The following is a 15,388-nucleotide window of genomic DNA, read 5'->3' as shown; positions in this document are numbered from 1 at the left end:
ATGAGCCAGGACTTCAGCATCGTCGAGCTGGACGCCGATGACCCGGCGGCGATCGACGCGGCATTCACCATCGGCAACGAGGCGATCCTCGCCGACCTTCCGGACTTCCCGCCTAACTGCCGCTATGAGCACGACGTGCGGGTCCGCCTGCCGATGCCGGGCGCCGAGCGGCACGCCTTCCTCGCCCACCGCGGCGCCGAGCCCGTCGGCCTGGCCCTGCTCGACCTGCCCGACCACGACAACCTCGACAAGGCGCTGCTCGACGTGCTGGTGCTCAAGCGGCACCGCCGGCAGGGCGTCGGCCGGGCGCTGTATGAGCACGCGGTCGACTTCGCCCGGTCCCGCGGCCGCACGACGGTGATGGGCTTCGGTGTGCTCACCGACGCGGCCGGCGCGCCGCTCGGCTCGGGGGCGCCGTTCGCCGAGGCGCTCGGCCTGGACAACAAGCTCCTCGACGTCCGCCGCCGGCTGGACCTGGCGGACGCCGACGACGCCGCGCTGGACCGGATGCTCGCCGAGAGCTGGCCGAAGGCGGCCGGCTACTCGACCGTCCAGTGGGGCAACACCCCGCCGCCGGAGCTGATCGAGGACCTGGCGCTGCTGGACAGCTCGTTCCTCGAGGAGTCGCCGATGGGCGAGCTGGACTTCGAGCCGGAGAAGATCGACGCCGAGCGCCTCCGCAACGCGTCGGCGGTGCGGGCGCAGTACGGCTCGCGCAGGTATGAGACCGGGGTCATCGACGACGCGACCGGCCAGGTGGTCGCGTGGACCGCGATCCGGGTCGCCAAGACGATCGACTGGCACGCCTGGCAACTGATCACCCTGGTGCACCCCGCGCACCGCGGGCACCGGCTCGGCCTGATCACCAAGTTGGTCAACCTGCGCACGCTGCGGGCGCAGGAGCCGTCGGTGCGCATCGTCGACACCTTCAACGCCGAGGTCAACGCGCACATGATCGCGATCAACGAGGCGATGGGGTTCCGCGTGGTGGACCGGTGGGCCAACTGGCAGGGGCCGATCGCTCCCGCGGGGTCAGTCGCGTGAGCGGTCCTCGTACATGGCGAGGAAGATCGAATACGGCCGGCCGTTGGTCCGCTCGCGGCCGGCGTATTCGTCGAGCAGGGCCTGGAAGCGGACCCGCAGCTCCTCCCACTCCTCGGGGGTGAGCCGCAGCCCGAGCCGGGCGAAGTCGATCGCGTCGTTCTCGGCGTCCAGCAGCGCCAGCTCCTGCTCGAAGGCGTCGAGCATCGCCCGGTTGGTGCCGGCGCGCTGACCGCCGAGGCTGAGCTGCCACGACTTGGTCGTGGACAGGTAGGGCACCTCGCGCGTGCCGCGCGGACCGCGGCGCTCCTCCTGCGGCACCAGGAAGCCCGTCGCGACCAGCGTCCGGACGTGGTGCAGGACCGTCGCCGGGTTGGCGTCGAGCCGCTCGGCGATCTCCTTGTTGGTGAGCGCCCGATCCAGGCAGAGCCGGATGATGCGCAGGCGGACGCCGGAGGCGAGTGCCTTGGCCTCCGCGTCGGTTGCTGCTCGCCGCATCGTCCGAGTCTAACGATTGACTTTTCCCAATCGGTCACCGACAGTGGGTCCGTGAGACTCGGCCTGCTCCGCGATCACGACTTCCGGCTGCTGTTCACCGCCGACACCATCAGCCAGGTCGGCACCCAGGTGACCCTGCTGGCGCTGCCGCTGGTCGCGGTGCTCACGCTGGACGCCACCGCCCTGCAGATCGGGATCCTCGCCGCCTGCGAGACCGCCGCGTTCCTGCTGGTCGGGCTCCCGGCCGGCGCCCTGGTCGACCGGCTGCGGCGGCGCGGGACGATGATCGTCGCCGACCTCGTGCGGGCGCTCCTGCTGGCCTCCGTGCCGCTCGCCTGGTGGTCCGACATGTTGCGGATGCCCCAGCTGTACGTGGTGGGCCTGCTCTGCGGTGTCTGCACGGTCTTCTTCGACGTGTCGTACCAGAGCTATCTGCCGTTCCTGGTCGGCAAGGAGCATCTCGTCGAGGGCAACGCCCGGCTGGAGATGGTCCGCTCCACGTCCCAGATCGGTGGTCCGACCGTCGCCGGCGGCCTGGTCAAGCTCGTCGGCGGGCCGCTCGCGATCGCCACCGACGCGGCCAGCTACCTCGTCTCGGCGCTGGCCCTGTGGCGGATCCGCAAGATCGAGCCCGAGCCCACGCCGAAGGCCGACGCCCACCTCGGGCGCGAGATCATGGAAGGCCTCCGGTTCGTCCTGGGCAACCGGCTGCTGCGGGCGATCTCGATGTGCACGGGCACCGCCAACTTCTTCGGCGCCATCTTCAACGCGATGGTGATCATCTACTTCGCCCGCGACCTGGCGCTGTCGCCGGCGCTCATCGGCCTGTACTTCAGCATCACCGGCCTCGGCGCGCTCGCCGGGGCGTTCCTGGTCGGGCCGTTCGTGCGCTGGTTCGGCCAGGGGCCGGCGATGTGGATCTCGATCCTGGGCGGGTCGCTCAGTCAGGTCCTCGTCCCGTTCGCCCGCGACGACTGGCGGCTGTGGCTGGCCGCGGCCGGCGGCGTCGTCTTCGGCATCGGCGTCGTCGTGTACAACGTGACCCAGGTCAGCTTCCGGCAGACGATCACCCCCGACGACCTGCTCGGGCGGATGAACGCGACGATGCGCTTCATCGTGTGGGGCACGATGCCGATCGGCGGGCTCGTCGGCGGTCTGCTCGGCACGGCCCTCGGGGTCCACCTGACGATCTGGGTGGCATGCGCCGGATCGCTGATATCGGTGGTGCCCCTCCTTCTGTCACCCTTGCGGAGTCTCCGCGAGTTGACGTCCGCACCTTCCGCGGGCACGGAAGCAGTGCGGAAGTAGGCCGATCTTGCGGTTGTGACAGGTTGCGTGGTTCCAGTCGCGGCTTCCGGTTCCAACCGCAAGATCGGCGCTTCCCCTCGGATCTGTCTGACGTTTCCTTATTCGTTTGTGCTCACTATTCGACGCCTGCCGATGCGCTCGCCGTTTGTCGGCCGCCCCAAGAAAGGTTCGATCGGGGACCTTTTGCGTGCGCATGAACCGTGACCTTGCTGTCCGATTTGGGGCTGTCGGGCCTCGGTATATCTCGTGTACCGTCCGTTTCGGTCGTCGATCCTCGCGCCGGTGCCACCCCTTGGCCCGGCGTGCCCGGCCGAGGACCTCAAGGCTGGTCCCCACAGCCAGCCGGAGTGACAAAAGAAGGACTGAAGTAGAGGAAGTGCACCGTGGCACAGGGCACCGTGAAGTGGTTCAACAGCGAAAAGGGCTATGGCTTCATCGCGGTCGACGGAGGACAGGACGTGTTCGTCCACTTCTCCGCGATCGAGATGGATGGCTACAAATCGCTGGAAGACGGACAGCGCGTCGAGTTCGAGATCGCGCAGGGTCAGAAGGGCCCGCAGGCGGAGAAGGTTCGTCACCTCGCCTGACAACGTTCGTCCACACCCCGCCGGGGCACCGTCCTCATTGATGAGGAACGGTGCCCTGCGTCTTTTTCGGCATTATTCGCGCCATTCATGCCTGATTTGGCGCTCTTTGCGACGCTTCGACCACCCATGCCGTCACCTTGGGTTTGCTTGCACTCGACCGGCCAGAGTGCTAAACAGGAGTTGGCACTCGCATCAGGTGAGTGCCAACGGTCGGGGCGGTGCAGCGCCTGGGCGCGAGAGCGTCGGGGAGCTGGTCGTCGCGGGCTCATCCGGCCCGGCCAGCGAGGATCCCGCTGGGTCCTTGAAGGTGCGAAAGCAGGCGGTGAGCCGCCGGCCCCACGTGGGTCGAGGCGTAACCGGAGTGTCCAGGAGGACAACGCCGAATGGCCAAGATTATCGCGTTCGACGAGGAAGCGCGCCGCGGCCTCGAGCGGGGCATGAACACCCTCGCCGACGCCGTCAAGGTGACGCTGGGCCCCAAGGGCCGCAACGTCGTCCTCGAGAAGAAGTGGGGCGCGCCCACCATCACCAACGATGGTGTGAGCATCGCCAAGGAGATCGAGCTCGAGGACCCCTACGAGAAGATCGGCGCCGAGCTGGTCAAGGAGGTCGCGAAGAAGACGGACGACGTTGCCGGTGACGGCACGACGACCGCGACCGTCCTCGCCCAGGCGCTGGTCCGTGAAGGCCTGCGCAACGTCGCCGCGGGTGCCAACCCGATGGCGCTGAAGCGCGGCATCGAGGCCGCCGTCGCGTCCGTCGCGTCGGAGCTGGCCAACCTTGCCAAGGACGTCGAGACCAAGGAGCAGATCGCTTCCACGGCCTCGATCTCCGCCGGTGACTCCACCGTCGGCGAGATCATCGCCGAGGCGATGGACAAGGTCGGCAAGGAAGGCGTCATCACCGTCGAGGAGAGCAACACCTTCGGGCTCGAGCTGGAGCTCACCGAGGGCATGCGCTTCGACAAGGGCTACATCTCGCCGTACTTCGTCACCGACACCGAGCGGATGGAGACGGTCCTCGACGACCCGTACATCCTCATCGTCGAGTCGAAGATCTCCGCGGTGAAGGACCTCCTCCCGGTGCTGGAGAAGGTCATGCAGTCCGGCAAGCCGCTCGCGATCATCTCCGAGGACGTCGAGGGCGAGGCCCTGGCGACCCTGATCGTGAACAAGATCCGTGGCACGTTCAAGTCCGTCGCCGTCAAGGCCCCGGGCTTCGGCGACCGCCGCAAGGCGATGCTGACGGACATCGCGATCCTGACCGGTGGTCAGGTCATCTCCGAGACCGTCGGTCTCAAGCTGGAGAACGCGACCGTCGACCTGCTGGGCAAGGCCCGCAAGGTCGTCATCACCAAGGACGAGACCACGATCGTTGAGGGCTCCGGCGACGCCGACGGCATCAACGGCCGGGTGGCGCAGATCCGTGCCGAGATCGAGAAGTCGGACTCGGACTACGACCGCGAGAAGCTGCAGGAGCGGCTGGCGAAGCTCGCCGGCGGCGTCGCGGTCATCAAGGTCGGCGCGGCCACCGAGGTCGAGCTCAAGGAGCGCAAGCACCGCATCGAGGACGCCGTTCGCAACGCGAAGGCGGCCGTCGAAGAGGGCATCGTCCCCGGCGGTGGCGTCGCGCTCGTGCAGGCCGGCAAGTCGGCCTTCGACAAGCTGGACCTGGTCGGCGACGAGGCCACCGGTGCCAACATCGTCAAGGTCGCCCTTGACGCGCCGCTGCGCCAGATCGCGGTCAACGCCGGCCTCGAGGGTGGCGTTGTCGTGGAGAAGGTTCGCAACCTGGACGCCGGCTGGGGCCTCAACGCCGCCACCGGTGACTACGTGAACCTGCTCGGCGAGGGCATCATCGACCCGGCCAAGGTCACCCGCTCGGCCCTGCAGAACGCCGCCTCCATCGCGGCGCTCTTCCTCACCACCGAGGCAGTGGTCGCGGACAAGCCGGAGAAGACCCCGGCGCCGGCGGGTGCGCCCGGCGGCGGCGACATGGACTTCTGAGTCCACGTCTTCCTTCGTCAAGAAGGGCAGGCCCGTTCCGGGCCTGCCCTTCTTGCTGTCATGGGCGGTTGTGTTGGTGTTTGTGAGATTCGGTACACCTGACGTGCTCGGACAGCGGGGTGAGCGCTAACAGTTAGGTATCTTTACCAAATGATCGAGGAGCGGGTGGATGACCGCGAGGTGAGCCGGTTGTGCGCCGGGGCGCTGGACCTTCCGGAGGACGCCGGAGAGGCGGACGCGCTGGTGCGGCGGCTGAGCGCACCGCCGGCCGGGCGGATCACGGTGCGGTTCGCGGAGCGTGACGACGCCGGTGACCTCGCCGGGGTGGTGTTCGGGTCGATCAGTGACCGGGACCCGCACCTCGGGCACGTCGAGCTGCTCGCGGTCCGGCCCGACCGGCGGCGCGGCGGCGCCGGCCGGCGGCTGCTGGAAGCGGCGGAGCGCGGCCTGGCGGAGCGCGGGGCGCGGAAGATCAGGATCGGGGGCAACCCGCCCTGCTACGCGTGGCCCGGGATCGACGTGCGGTACACGCCGGCCGTGTGCCTCGCGCAGCGCGCCGGATATGAGCACACCGACACCGCCTGGAACATGACCGCCGACCTGGACAGGGTCAGCCAGGCGAAGCAGGCGGACGAGGGGCGGCTCGACAGCGCGGGGGTCAAGGTCCTGCGGGCGGACGCCGCCGCACCGGAGTGGGTGCGGGGCATCTGGGGCGACGGCTGGGCCTGGGAGGTGCAGCAGGCGCAGGGTTGCTGGGTCGCCATCCGGGACGGCGAGATCCTCGGGTTCGCGGCGTACGGGGCGAACCGCCCCAGCTGGTTCGGCCCCATGGGCACCGCGCCGGCCGCGGAAGGCCTCGGCGTCGGGCGGGTGCTGCTGCGCCGGTGCCTCGCGGACCAGCACGCCGACGGGCACCGCACGGCACAGATCGGCTGGGCGGGACCGGTCGCGTTCTACTCCAAGACGGTCGACGCACGGCTCGAACGGATCTTCTGGATCTACACCAAGACGCTGTGACGCATGAAGGGCAGGCCGTGGGTTCGCCACAGTCCTGCCCCGCACACGTCGCATCGGCGCCCAGTGATCCCCCGTCGTGCCACGGGCGGCCGATGCCGTCTCAAGACCCGCCGCGAGCGGCGGGCACACGAAAGGTCAGCGGTCGGGCTGGTTGGCCCGCTTGTCCTGCAGGCTCGTCTGCTGGTCCTGGAGGATCTTCTTCGCCTGCATGGTGGCCGTGTTCGTGGTCGCCGTCTGAGCCGCGATGTCCGCGTCCGGCGTGATGGTCATGTCGTCGGACATGTCCTGGTCCAGGTAGCCGAGGTCGTCTTCGCTCCGGTGCATGCCGCGGCTGTCGAAGTTGCTGTTCTTCTTTGACTTGCCCATGGCTTTCCCCCTCGTGTAGGCCGCTCCCACCATATGAGGACCCTTCACGTGATGCGGGCAAAATCCTCATATCGTCCCTACAGTCGGTGGGATGAGCGGTGCGATACCAGTCATCGACGGCCACAACGACCTGCCCTGGCGCCTGCGGATGCGGGACACGACAGACATGGCCGGGTCGGTCGACGGCCTGCACACCGACATCCCCCGGCTCAGGACGGGCGGCGTCAAGGCGCAGTTCTGGTCGGTCTACGTCCCGTGCGGCGGCCCCGAGGCGGTCTCGACCGTGAAGGTGCTCGAGCAAATCGACCTCGTCCACCGGCTGATCGGCGCGTACCCCGATGACCTGGCCCTCGCGACGACGGCCGACGAGGTCGAGCGGGCAGCCGCCGGCGGACGGATCGCCTCGCTGCTCGGCGCCGAAGGCGGGCACTGCCTCGACAACTCGCTCGGTGTCCTGCGCAGCCTGTACCGGCTGGGCGTGCGCTACCTGACGCTGACCCACGGCAAGAACACGGCGTGGGCCGACAGCGCGACGGACACCCCGGCAGTCGACGGCCTCTCACCCTTCGGCGTGGAGGTGATCCGCGAACTCAACCGCCTAGGGATGATCGCCGACCTGTCACACGTCTCGACGGCGACGATGCACGCGACGCTGGACGTGTCGACCGCCCCGGCCTTCTTCTCGCACTCGAACGCCCGGGCACTGTGCGACCACCCGCGCAACGTCCCCGACGACGTCCTCACCCGGGTCCGCGACACCGGCGGCGTGGTCATGGTGACCTTCGTGCCGTTCTTCCTCAACGAGGCCTGCCGCCAGTGGGGCAACGAGCTGTACCAGGTCGAGGACGCCATCCCCGCGGAGTTCGGCTCGCCCGAGTTCGAGCGGCTCCAGCGCCGGTGGATCGCCGCCAACCCCTGCCCGCCCTCGAGCGTGCGCGACGTCGCCGACCACGTCGAACACGTCCGCACCGTCGCCGGCCTCGACGCCGTCGCCCTGGGCGGCGACTTCGACGGCACGGAGGTCGTCCCCACCGGCCTGCCGGACGTGTCTGCCTACCCGGCCCTGTTCGACGAGCTCCGCACCCGCAACTGGTCCGATGCCGACCTGCGCAAACTCGCCTGGGACAACACCCTGCGCGTCCTGCGCGACACCTGCGGCTGACGCGCTGTCAGACCGCTCGGACCTGGGCGAGCCGCTTGACCGCGTACTCATCCTTCCAGCACACAGCGGCCTCCCACGCCGCCGACGCCTGCGCGGCCACGTCAAGCGCACCGTCGTCGAGGCCGGCGGCGTTGCCGGGCAGCACGAGGTCGAGGTCCGGCACGTCGACGTGCGCCTCGTCCCAGTCGATCAGCCCGACCTGATCCGCGTTCATGCGGATGTTGCCAGGATTGTTGGGGTTGCCGTGCACGACGCACGTCTGCCGTCCGGCGAGCCGCGCCCACGCCGCCCGGCACCGGACGACACCCTCCGGGGGCATCGCCCCGAGGTCGATCCTCGTCCCGGTGCCGGCGTGCAGAAGATCGGTCGACGACCGCCAACCCGGGCGCTGCGGCCAGCCCTGCGTCAACCGGTGCACCTCGCGGAGCACCCCGGCCACGCGCCGCCAGTCGTCCTGCGTCTCGGGCGGTCCGCCCTCCAGGTAGGTCATCACCACCAGACCATCGACGAACAGCCGACCGTCCACGGCCGGGACCGGCACCGGCACGGTCAGCCCCTCACGGTCCAGGTGCTGGAGAAGCCCGGTCTCCCACGCCAGATCAGCATCACTCCTGCGGCCGAGACGACCGACCGCGAGCCGCCCGCCGACCCGCACACTCCACACGTCGTTGGCGACTCCACCGGTGAGCGGCTCAATGCGAGCGGCATCCTCACCCCACTGCCCGAGCGCCTCCCACCCCATCCGCCCCACCTTACGGCTCACCCGAACCCACTGCTCCGACCCGATCGAACACCGCCTTACAACCTGCTGCATCAGACGGCGTCCCGACCACGCCAGGCGGTCGCCGCCACTGACCGGCGGCGCCATCGGCTTGGTGCCCATGGCCGTTCGCGGCGTCGGCGTCGATGGCCAACCGAATTGGTGGCCGCGGCAGCGGTGCTGGCAGTTGCACACCGACGGACGTTCACCGCGGTGGCAAGAACGGACGCCAGCAGCGTGCCGCAGTGTTGGCGGCAGCCGAGGCTGCGGTCCTCCAGCTCCGCCGCGAACTTGTGGCGCGCCAAGTGCCGGCGGCAGCGGCGCGCACGATGGTGCCAGGGTGGCGACAGTGCTGCTGACGGGTGCTGCGGCGGCCCTCATGCACCGCGTCGCCGCTGGTCCGGCAGCTGGTGACGATATCGCGGCGTCGGCGTCGGCGTCGGCGTCGGCGTCGGCGTCGGTGGTGGCGGTGGCGGTGGCGGTGGCGGTGCCGAGGTGGCCGGGGGTCAGAGGAATGGGCGAGTGGCGGCGGCAGCGGTCACGCCGGCCCAAGCGTCCATAAGGCTGGGGCCCGCGGCGTCGGGTTGACCGTTGGGGGAGGTGGAGGTGCGGCCGGCGGTGAGGTGGGGGTGGCGGGGGTCGGAGGGATGGGTGGGCGGCGGCGGTCACGACAGCAGGCGAGTCCACACGGCCGTCAACTGCGGTGTCGGGTGGCCGTAGGAGCAGGTGGAGGCGTCGCTAGCCGTGGGGGCCTGCCGAGAGGGCGGAGTTGGCCGGGGATGGGAGGTGTCGAAGGACGGCCAGCACACGGATGAGGTCGGCGCCCTGGGTCGGGTTGGCCGCAGGAGGTGGAGTTGCTGCTGGTGGTCGGCGTAGGGGTTGCCGGGGTTCGCTGCGAGCGCCGCAAGAACCAGGCGCGGACGCAGCTGCGCACCGTGCCGGAGATCTTCGACCGGATGGAGGCCCGCCCGTCGGCCGACCGGGCCCGCGCTGAGCTCCGCGCCGCAGGCGCGACGCCGAGAGCGGTGTCGGGGGCTGTCTACGCAGGAACTGCAGATCGTCCGGGTCAGGGGATGGGCCGGTGGCGGCTGCGGTCACGGCAGTTGACGCAGCCACGAGGCCGGCGCCCGACGTGTCTGGTCGGCCATCGGCGGAGGCGTCGCTGGTGGTGAGGGCTGAGGTAACTGGGATGGGCGGTGTCGATGGTGGTGGCCAGCGCGTGCATCAGGTCGGCACCCGCGGTCGGGTTGGCCGTAGGAGAAGGTCGACGCTGCTGGTGGTGGTGTAGGGGAGCCAGGTCCGCTGCGAGCGCCGCAAGGACCAGGCGCGGACCTGCGCGCCGCGGCGGAGATCTTCGACCCGGTTGGTGGCCCGCCCGGGCCAGCGCCGTGAGCGCCGCCGCCATAGACGCCACGGACGCCGCGCCGAGAGAGGTGTCGGGGCTGTCCCCCGCAGGAGTTGCAGATCGTCCGGGTCAGGGGACGGGCAGGCGCCCGCCGTGCCCGGTTGGCCGTAGCAGGAGGCGGAGACGTCACCGATGGGGGGCTTCGGTGGCCGGGGTGGGCGGCGTCGATGATGGCGGCCGGCGTGTGCTGAGGTCGACGCCCGCGGTGCTGGGTAGCCGTACGGGGGCGGCCACCAGTGCCACCACCGACGCGACGTCGGTGGGCAGGGGTGCCCGGGAGGTCAGGGGGATGGGCGGATGGCGGCGGCTGTGGTCACGGCAGTCAACGCGTCCACGGGGCTGGCGCGTGCTGAGCTCGGCGCCCGTGGTGCCGGGTGGCCGTGCGGGGCGGCCACCAGTGCCAGCGCTGAGGCGGCACCGGCGGCTGCGGTTACTGCGGTCGACGCGTCCATGAGGCCGGCGCGTGCTGAGGTCGGCGCCCGTGGTGCCGGGTGGCCGTGCGGGGCGGCCACCAGTGCCAGCGCTGAGGCGGCACTGGCGGCTGGAGGCAGGGCTGGCCGGGAGGTCAGGAGGACGGGCGGCTGCGGTTACTGCGGTCAACGCGTCCACGGGGCCGGCGCGTGCTGAGGTCGGCGCCCGCGGTGCCGGGTGCCCGTACGGAGGTCGACGTCCACGAGGCCGGCGTCTGCTGAGGTCGACGCCCGCGGTGCCCGGTGGCCGTACCGAGAGGCCACCCGTGCCGCCACCGACGCGACGCCGGTGGCCGGAGGCAGGGTTGGCCAGGGCCAGGGCCAGGGGTGGCCGGGGGCAGGGGTGGCCGGGGGCAGGGGTGGCCGGGGGCAGGGTGGCCGGGAGGTCAGGGGGATGGGCGGATGGCGACGGCTGCGGTCACCGCGGTCAACGCATCCACGAGACCAGCCCCCGCCGTGTCGGTCTGGCCGCAGGACGACGTGGAAGCGTCGGCGGGCTGGGTGGTGGTGGTGAGGATCTGGCGGGTTTCTTCGATGTTGCCGATGAGGGCCGGGTTGGCCGCCCACATCAGGGCCACGACGCCCGCGACGTGGGGTGTGGCCATGGAGGTGCCGCTGAGGGCGCCATAGCCGCCGCCCGGCAGGGCGGAGACGATGGCGACGCCGGGGGCTGTGAGGTCGGGTTTGGCGAGGTTGCCGGGGGCGGGGCCGCGGCTGGAGAAGGAGGCGACCTTCGCGGCGTGGTTGACGGCGCCGACGGTGAAGGTGGCCGGGTAGTTGGACGGCGGGTCGGTGATGGTGGCGCAGCCGGGGCCGGTGTTGCCGGCGGCGGCGACGAAGAAGATGCCCGCGGCGGCGAAGGCGTCGACGGCGTGGCGCAGCGAGCGGGTGTCGCAGCCCTCGACGGACGGGCAGCCCCACGAGTTGGTGAGGATCTGCGGGGCGCGGTCGGGGTGGCCGCCGTGCATCGGGTCGGCGCCGGCTGGATAGGGCGCGAGCATGAACTGCAGGCAGGTCAGATAGTTGGCCATGCTGCCCAGGTTGCGCGGGAGGTTGGAGCAGGCGATCCAGTGGGCGCCGGGGGCGACGCCCACGCCGGCGCCGACCGCGGTGGCCAGGGTGTGGGTGCCGTGGCCGTTGTTGTCGGTGGGCAGCGCGGCGTGGTTGAAGGGGTCGAGCCAGGAGTCGTCGGCGCCGCGGAACGAGCCGCGCAGGGCCGGGTGGGTGCCGTCGACGCCGGAGTCGGAGCTGCCGACGACGATGCCGCGGCCGGTCGTGTATCTGGACCAGACCTGGTCGGCCTTGATGAGCGTGAGATTCCACGCGGGGGCGGTGGGCGCGGGCAGGTCGCCGCGGGTCGGGGCGGCCGCGGCCGGCAGGGGGCGCAGCTCCGGGTTGAACAGCACTCGGTCGACGTCGGAGCGGCCCTCCAGCCACCGGCGGGCGAGCTGGCCGTCGTGCACCTCGATGCCGTTGACCAGGTAGAACGGGGTGTAGTGCAGGCCCTTGGAGCGCAGCGCCGAGCGCAGTGAGGCCTGGGAGCGCTCGGCGGTGGTGACGAGCCGCTCATAGGTCTTGCGGATGCGGGTGGTGCGGTCGGGCTCGTCGCGCAGCCCGCTCAGGTCGGCCTGCTCCTTCATGATCACGAAGAGGTGCTCGCCGTGGAAGCCAGGCTGGCCGGCGAACGCGTAGACGCCCACGCCGCAGGCGGCGACGACGACCGCGGCGAGGGCGGCGAACCGCGGCCGCCACCGGATCCTGCCGGTCGCCGGGACGGCGAGGGCGCCCACCAGCAGCGCGAGGGCGAGGCCGGCGAGGGCACCGATCAGGGCCCACCACGCCATGTCGCGGGTGCCGAGCAGCAGCGACGTCTCCTCGGGGTCGACCAGGGCGAGCGGGCCGAGCAGCGGCGGCGCCAGCATCGCCAGGACCGACGGGCGGCCACGGCGGGCCAGCGCCGCGAGGGCGAAGGCCAGCGGCGGCACCGCGATCAGCGCGAACAGCTGCAGCGCGGGCTCGCCGACGCCGGAGACGAGGGGGACCAGGCCGACGGACGCGGTCAGGCCGCCGACCGCGGTGCCGCCCCAGGCGCTGCGCAGCGACCCGCCGAGGGCCACGAGCGCCGTGGCCGGCTGGACGGCGAGCCAGGCGACCGCCACGCTGGCGATGACGGCGAGGGCCGTCTCCAGCTGCCCGCCGAACGCGCCGACCCACAACCACGGCAGCAGCGCCACCAGGCCGGTCGTGAGCGACAACCACAGCAGCCAGCCGTCGGCCCGGTCGGGGCGGCCCCGGGTGGAGCGGTGCACGATCGCGGCGACGCCCGCCACCGCGGCGAGCAGCGCGAGATAGACCTCGTGATAGGTGTCGGGGATCAGGCGGACGGTGCCCAGCAGGGCGCCGAACAGCGCGGTCAGCGCCCACTGCCGCCCCGCCACCCGGGCGAACTGCACGTCGCAGAGCCGGGCGAGCAGCAGCGCGGGCACCGCGACCAGGGCGAAGACCAGCCAGCCGACGGTCGGCCAGATGTAGCGGGGCAGCTCGAAGCCCAGGGCGAGGAGGCCCTCACCGACCACCCACACCCCGGCGTGGACCGCGACGGTGACCGCCACCGTCCACAGGCCGAGGACGATGGTCAATCCCAGCGCCCAACCCCGCGACCGAACCATGGCCGCACTCTACGACCCGGCTGTGACAGTTTCGGATGAGCTGGAGGGGCAAACTGGGGGGCATGACGGAAACGTTCGACGCGGTGGTCATCGGCGCCGGGCACAACGGTCTGGTCGCGGCCAACATGCTCGCCGACGCCGGTTGGGACGTCGTCGTGCTGGAGGGCACCGGGCACGTCGGCGGCGCGGTCCGGTCTGCGCAGATCACCGCGCCGGGTTTCCTGAGCGACCTGTGCAGCGCGTTCTACCCGCTCGCCGCGGGGTCGCCGCCGCTGCTCGCACTCGACCTGGAGGCGCACGGCCTGCGGTGGACGCACGCGCCCGAGGTCGTCGCGCACCTCTTCCCGGACGGGCGCGCGGCGGTGCTCAGCCGCGAGCTGGACCTGACGGCGGAGTCACTGGAGCGCTTCGCGCCGGGCGACGGTTCGCGCTGGCGGCGGCTGTACCAGCAATGGCACCGCCTCTCCGACGCCATGCTCCCGTCGTTGCTCACCCCGTTCCCGCCGGTCCGGTCCGGGGTGCGGCTGGCCGCCCGCGCCGGACTCGGCGACGCGCTGCGGCTCGGCCGGCGGTTCCTCGTCCCGGCCGGGGTCCTCGGCGAGGAGCTCTTCCAGGGCGACGGCGGCCGCATGCTGCTCACCGGCCTCGCCCTGCACACCGACCTCGCCCCCGACGACGCGGCCAGTGGCGGCTTCGGCTGGCTCCTTGCCATGCTCGCCCAGCAGCACGGCTTCCCGGTGCCGGTCGGCGGCGCCCAGCAGCTCACCGACGCCCTGGTCAGGCGGCTCGGGAAGCGCGGCACGATCCACACGGGCGCGTCGGTGGAGCGGGTGGTCGTCGGCGGTGGCAGGGCGCTCGGCGTCCGGTGCGCCGACGGGAGGCTGTTCCGGGCCCGCCGCGCGGTGCTCGCCGACGTGCCGGCGCCCACCCTTTACCAGAGCCTCCTCCAACGGGAGCAGCTGCCGGCCGGGCTCCTGGACGACCTCGAAGGCTTCCGCTGGGACAACGCCACGCTGAAGATCGACTGGGCGCTGTCCGGGCCGGTGCCGTGGATCTCGCCGGACGTCGCCGGCGCCGGGACGGTCCACCTCGGCGCCGACCCGCAGCGCTACGCCGCGGACCTGTCCCTCGGCCGCGCGCCGGAGGACCCGTTCCTGCTCATCGGGCAGATGACGACCGCCGACCCGACCCGGTCCCCGGCCGGGACCGAGTCGCTGTGGGCCTACACGCACCTGCCGCGTCCGGCGAAGCCCGGCGAGGTCGACACGGACGAGTACGAGGGGATGGTGCGCACGCAGGTCGGCCGCGTCGAGGACGCCATGCGCCGGCACGCGCCGGGCTTCGCCGACCTGGTGCTGGCCAGGCACGTCAGCGGCCCGGCCGAGCTGTTCGCGAAGAATCCCAGTCTCGTCGACGGCGCGATCAATGGGGGGACCGCGGCGGCGTATCAGCAGCTCATCTGGCGGCCGGTCACCGGCCTCGGCCGCGCGGACACCCCCGTCGACCGGCTCTTCCTGGCGAGTTCCAGCGCGCACCCTGGTGGCGGCGTGCACGGCGCCGCCGGCGCGAACGCGGCGCGGGCGGCGCTCGCCCGGCACCGGCCCCTGCTCGGCGACGCCTACGCGGCGGGTGTCGGAAAGCTGATGCGGGCGATCTACCGCTGAGCGACCGCGAGATCGGCAAGCCGGGACAGCGCCTCGCCGTTGCGGAAGTGCAGCGCCACGTCGCCGATCTTGTTCCGGACCCCGAGCATCGGTCCGTCGGTGAACTGCTCCTGCAGCGTCACCCGCGTCGCCTGCGCGTCGAGGGGGTCGAGGGTGAAGCGCACCTCGCCGGCGCCCAGCGGCCACACCCGGACCTTGAGCAGGAGCATCCGGTCCGGGACGCACTCCAGGGACTCGCTGTGGTCCTTGATCGACAGCGGCCACGGGCCGGCCTTGTGATGCAGCCGCGACCCGGGCGAGGGCCATGACGGGTCGACGTCGCGGACGTGCGCGGTGCCGACGACCCAGTCGCTGTACGTCCACCCGTCGGACAGAACGGCGAAGACTCGGTCGGCCGGCGCTTCGATGATGCGTTCGGTGATGGACACGATGATG

General features: G+C 71.5%; 12 protein-coding genes. 7 read left to right on the top strand and 5 right to left on the bottom strand.

Translation table 11 applies throughout. The features are described from left to right. Positions 1–1,044, top strand: coding sequence for a GNAT family N-acetyltransferase (locus ACZ6TV_RS10445; RefSeq protein WP_465296864.1), 1,044 nt, complete (start codon positions 1–3; stop codon positions 1,042–1,044). Here the strand turns inward: ACZ6TV_RS10445 and ACZ6TV_RS10440 are convergent. Continuing rightward, positions 1,033–1,539, bottom strand: a complete 507-nt coding sequence (locus ACZ6TV_RS10440; RefSeq protein WP_465296863.1) for a helix-turn-helix domain-containing protein — start codon at positions 1,537–1,539, stop codon at positions 1,033–1,035. The two genes, ACZ6TV_RS10445 and ACZ6TV_RS10440, sit on opposite strands and share 12 nt — an antisense overlap. A 51-nt stretch (positions 1,540–1,590) precedes the next feature. Here ACZ6TV_RS10440 and ACZ6TV_RS10435 point away from each other — a divergent pair, with 51 nt between their 5' ends. The 4 genes from ACZ6TV_RS10435 to ACZ6TV_RS10420 all read left to right on the top strand — a co-directional run bounded on the left by ACZ6TV_RS10435 (position 1,591) and on the right by ACZ6TV_RS10420 (position 6,457). Then, on the top strand, positions 1,591–2,847 hold the full coding sequence (locus tag ACZ6TV_RS10435) for an MFS transporter (RefSeq protein WP_465296862.1): 1,257 nt from the start codon (positions 1,591–1,593) through the stop codon (positions 2,845–2,847). A gap of 383 nt (positions 2,848–3,230) precedes the next feature. Next, positions 3,231–3,434 (top strand): cold-shock protein, encoded by a 204-nt coding sequence (locus tag ACZ6TV_RS10430; protein ID WP_203848689.1) that lies wholly within the window; start codon positions 3,231–3,233, stop codon positions 3,432–3,434. A gap of 383 nt (positions 3,435–3,817) precedes the next feature. After that, positions 3,818–5,440 (top strand): chaperonin GroEL, encoded by a 1,623-nt coding sequence (gene groL / locus ACZ6TV_RS10425; protein WP_465296861.1) that lies wholly within the window; start codon positions 3,818–3,820, stop codon positions 5,438–5,440. A 150-nt stretch (positions 5,441–5,590) separates the two neighbouring features. Next, positions 5,591–6,457, top strand: coding sequence for a GNAT family N-acetyltransferase (locus ACZ6TV_RS10420; RefSeq protein WP_465296860.1), 867 nt, complete (start codon positions 5,591–5,593; stop codon positions 6,455–6,457). Positions 6,458–6,592: 135 nt separating this feature from the next. On the opposite strand, the gene ACZ6TV_RS10415 is transcribed toward ACZ6TV_RS10420, so the two are convergent. Then, positions 6,593–6,823: a hypothetical protein gene (locus tag ACZ6TV_RS10415; protein ID WP_465296859.1), complete on the bottom strand. Its 231-nt coding sequence runs from the start codon at positions 6,821–6,823 to the stop codon at positions 6,593–6,595. Positions 6,824–6,914: 91 nt separating this feature from the next. Between ACZ6TV_RS10415 and ACZ6TV_RS10410 the strand changes: the two genes are divergently transcribed. After that, a complete protein-coding gene (locus ACZ6TV_RS10410; protein WP_465296858.1) occupies positions 6,915–7,985 on the top strand; it encodes a dipeptidase in 1,071 nt (356 codons plus the stop codon). Between the two features lie 7 nt (positions 7,986–7,992). Here the strand turns inward: ACZ6TV_RS10410 and ACZ6TV_RS10405 are convergent, their stop codons facing one another. Further along, positions 7,993–8,727, bottom strand: a complete 735-nt coding sequence (locus ACZ6TV_RS10405) for a phosphotransferase enzyme family protein (protein WP_465296857.1) — start codon at positions 8,725–8,727, stop codon at positions 7,993–7,995. A 2,279-nt stretch (positions 8,728–11,006) separates the two neighbouring features. Then, positions 11,007–13,289 carry a S8 family serine peptidase gene (locus ACZ6TV_RS10400; RefSeq protein WP_465296856.1) on the bottom strand — a complete coding sequence of 761 codons (2,283 nt, stop codon included), beginning with the start codon at positions 13,287–13,289 and terminating at the stop codon, positions 11,007–11,009. A gap of 62 nt (positions 13,290–13,351) precedes the next feature. On the opposite strand from ACZ6TV_RS10400, the gene ACZ6TV_RS10395 reads away from it, so the two are divergent. Then, positions 13,352–14,953, top strand: a complete 1,602-nt coding sequence (locus tag ACZ6TV_RS10395) for a phytoene desaturase family protein (protein ID WP_465296855.1) — start codon at positions 13,352–13,354, stop codon at positions 14,951–14,953. On the opposite strand, the gene ACZ6TV_RS10390 is transcribed toward ACZ6TV_RS10395, so the two are convergent. Then, positions 14,944–15,381 (bottom strand): SRPBCC family protein, encoded by a 438-nt coding sequence (locus ACZ6TV_RS10390; protein ID WP_465296854.1) that lies wholly within the window; start codon positions 15,379–15,381, stop codon positions 14,944–14,946. The genes ACZ6TV_RS10395 and ACZ6TV_RS10390 overlap by 10 nt on opposite strands. Between the last annotated feature and the right edge of the window lie 7 nt (positions 15,382–15,388).

This window comes from Dactylosporangium sp. NPDC051087 (assembly GCF_055586325.1).
This window is presented reverse-complemented; position numbering and strand designations above follow the sequence as displayed.

Bases quoted from the DNA above. Each gene is read 5' to 3' on its own strand.
- ACZ6TV_RS10405 (WP_465296857.1), bottom strand. From the start codon at position 8,727: ATGGGGTGGGAGGCGCTCGGGCAGTGGGGTGAGGATGCCGCTCGCATT.
- ACZ6TV_RS10420 (WP_465296860.1), top strand. From the start codon at position 5,591: ATGATCGAGGAGCGGGTGGATGACCGCGAGGTGAGCCGGTTGTGCGCC.
- ACZ6TV_RS10400 (WP_465296856.1), bottom strand. From the start codon at position 13,289: ATGGTTCGGTCGCGGGGTTGGGCGCTGGGATTGACCATCGTCCTCGGC.
- ACZ6TV_RS10410 (WP_465296858.1), top strand. From the start codon at position 6,915: ATGAGCGGTGCGATACCAGTCATCGACGGCCACAACGACCTGCCCTGG.
- ACZ6TV_RS10415 (WP_465296859.1), bottom strand. From the start codon at position 6,823: ATGGGCAAGTCAAAGAAGAACAGCAACTTCGACAGCCGCGGCATGCAC.
- groL (WP_465296861.1), top strand. From the start codon at position 3,818: ATGGCCAAGATTATCGCGTTCGACGAGGAAGCGCGCCGCGGCCTCGAG.
- ACZ6TV_RS10440 (WP_465296863.1), bottom strand. From the start codon at position 1,539: ATGCGGCGAGCAGCAACCGACGCGGAGGCCAAGGCACTCGCCTCCGGC.
- ACZ6TV_RS10445 (WP_465296864.1), top strand. From the start codon at position 1: ATGAGCCAGGACTTCAGCATCGTCGAGCTGGACGCCGATGACCCGGCG.
- ACZ6TV_RS10395 (WP_465296855.1), top strand. From the start codon at position 13,352: ATGACGGAAACGTTCGACGCGGTGGTCATCGGCGCCGGGCACAACGGT.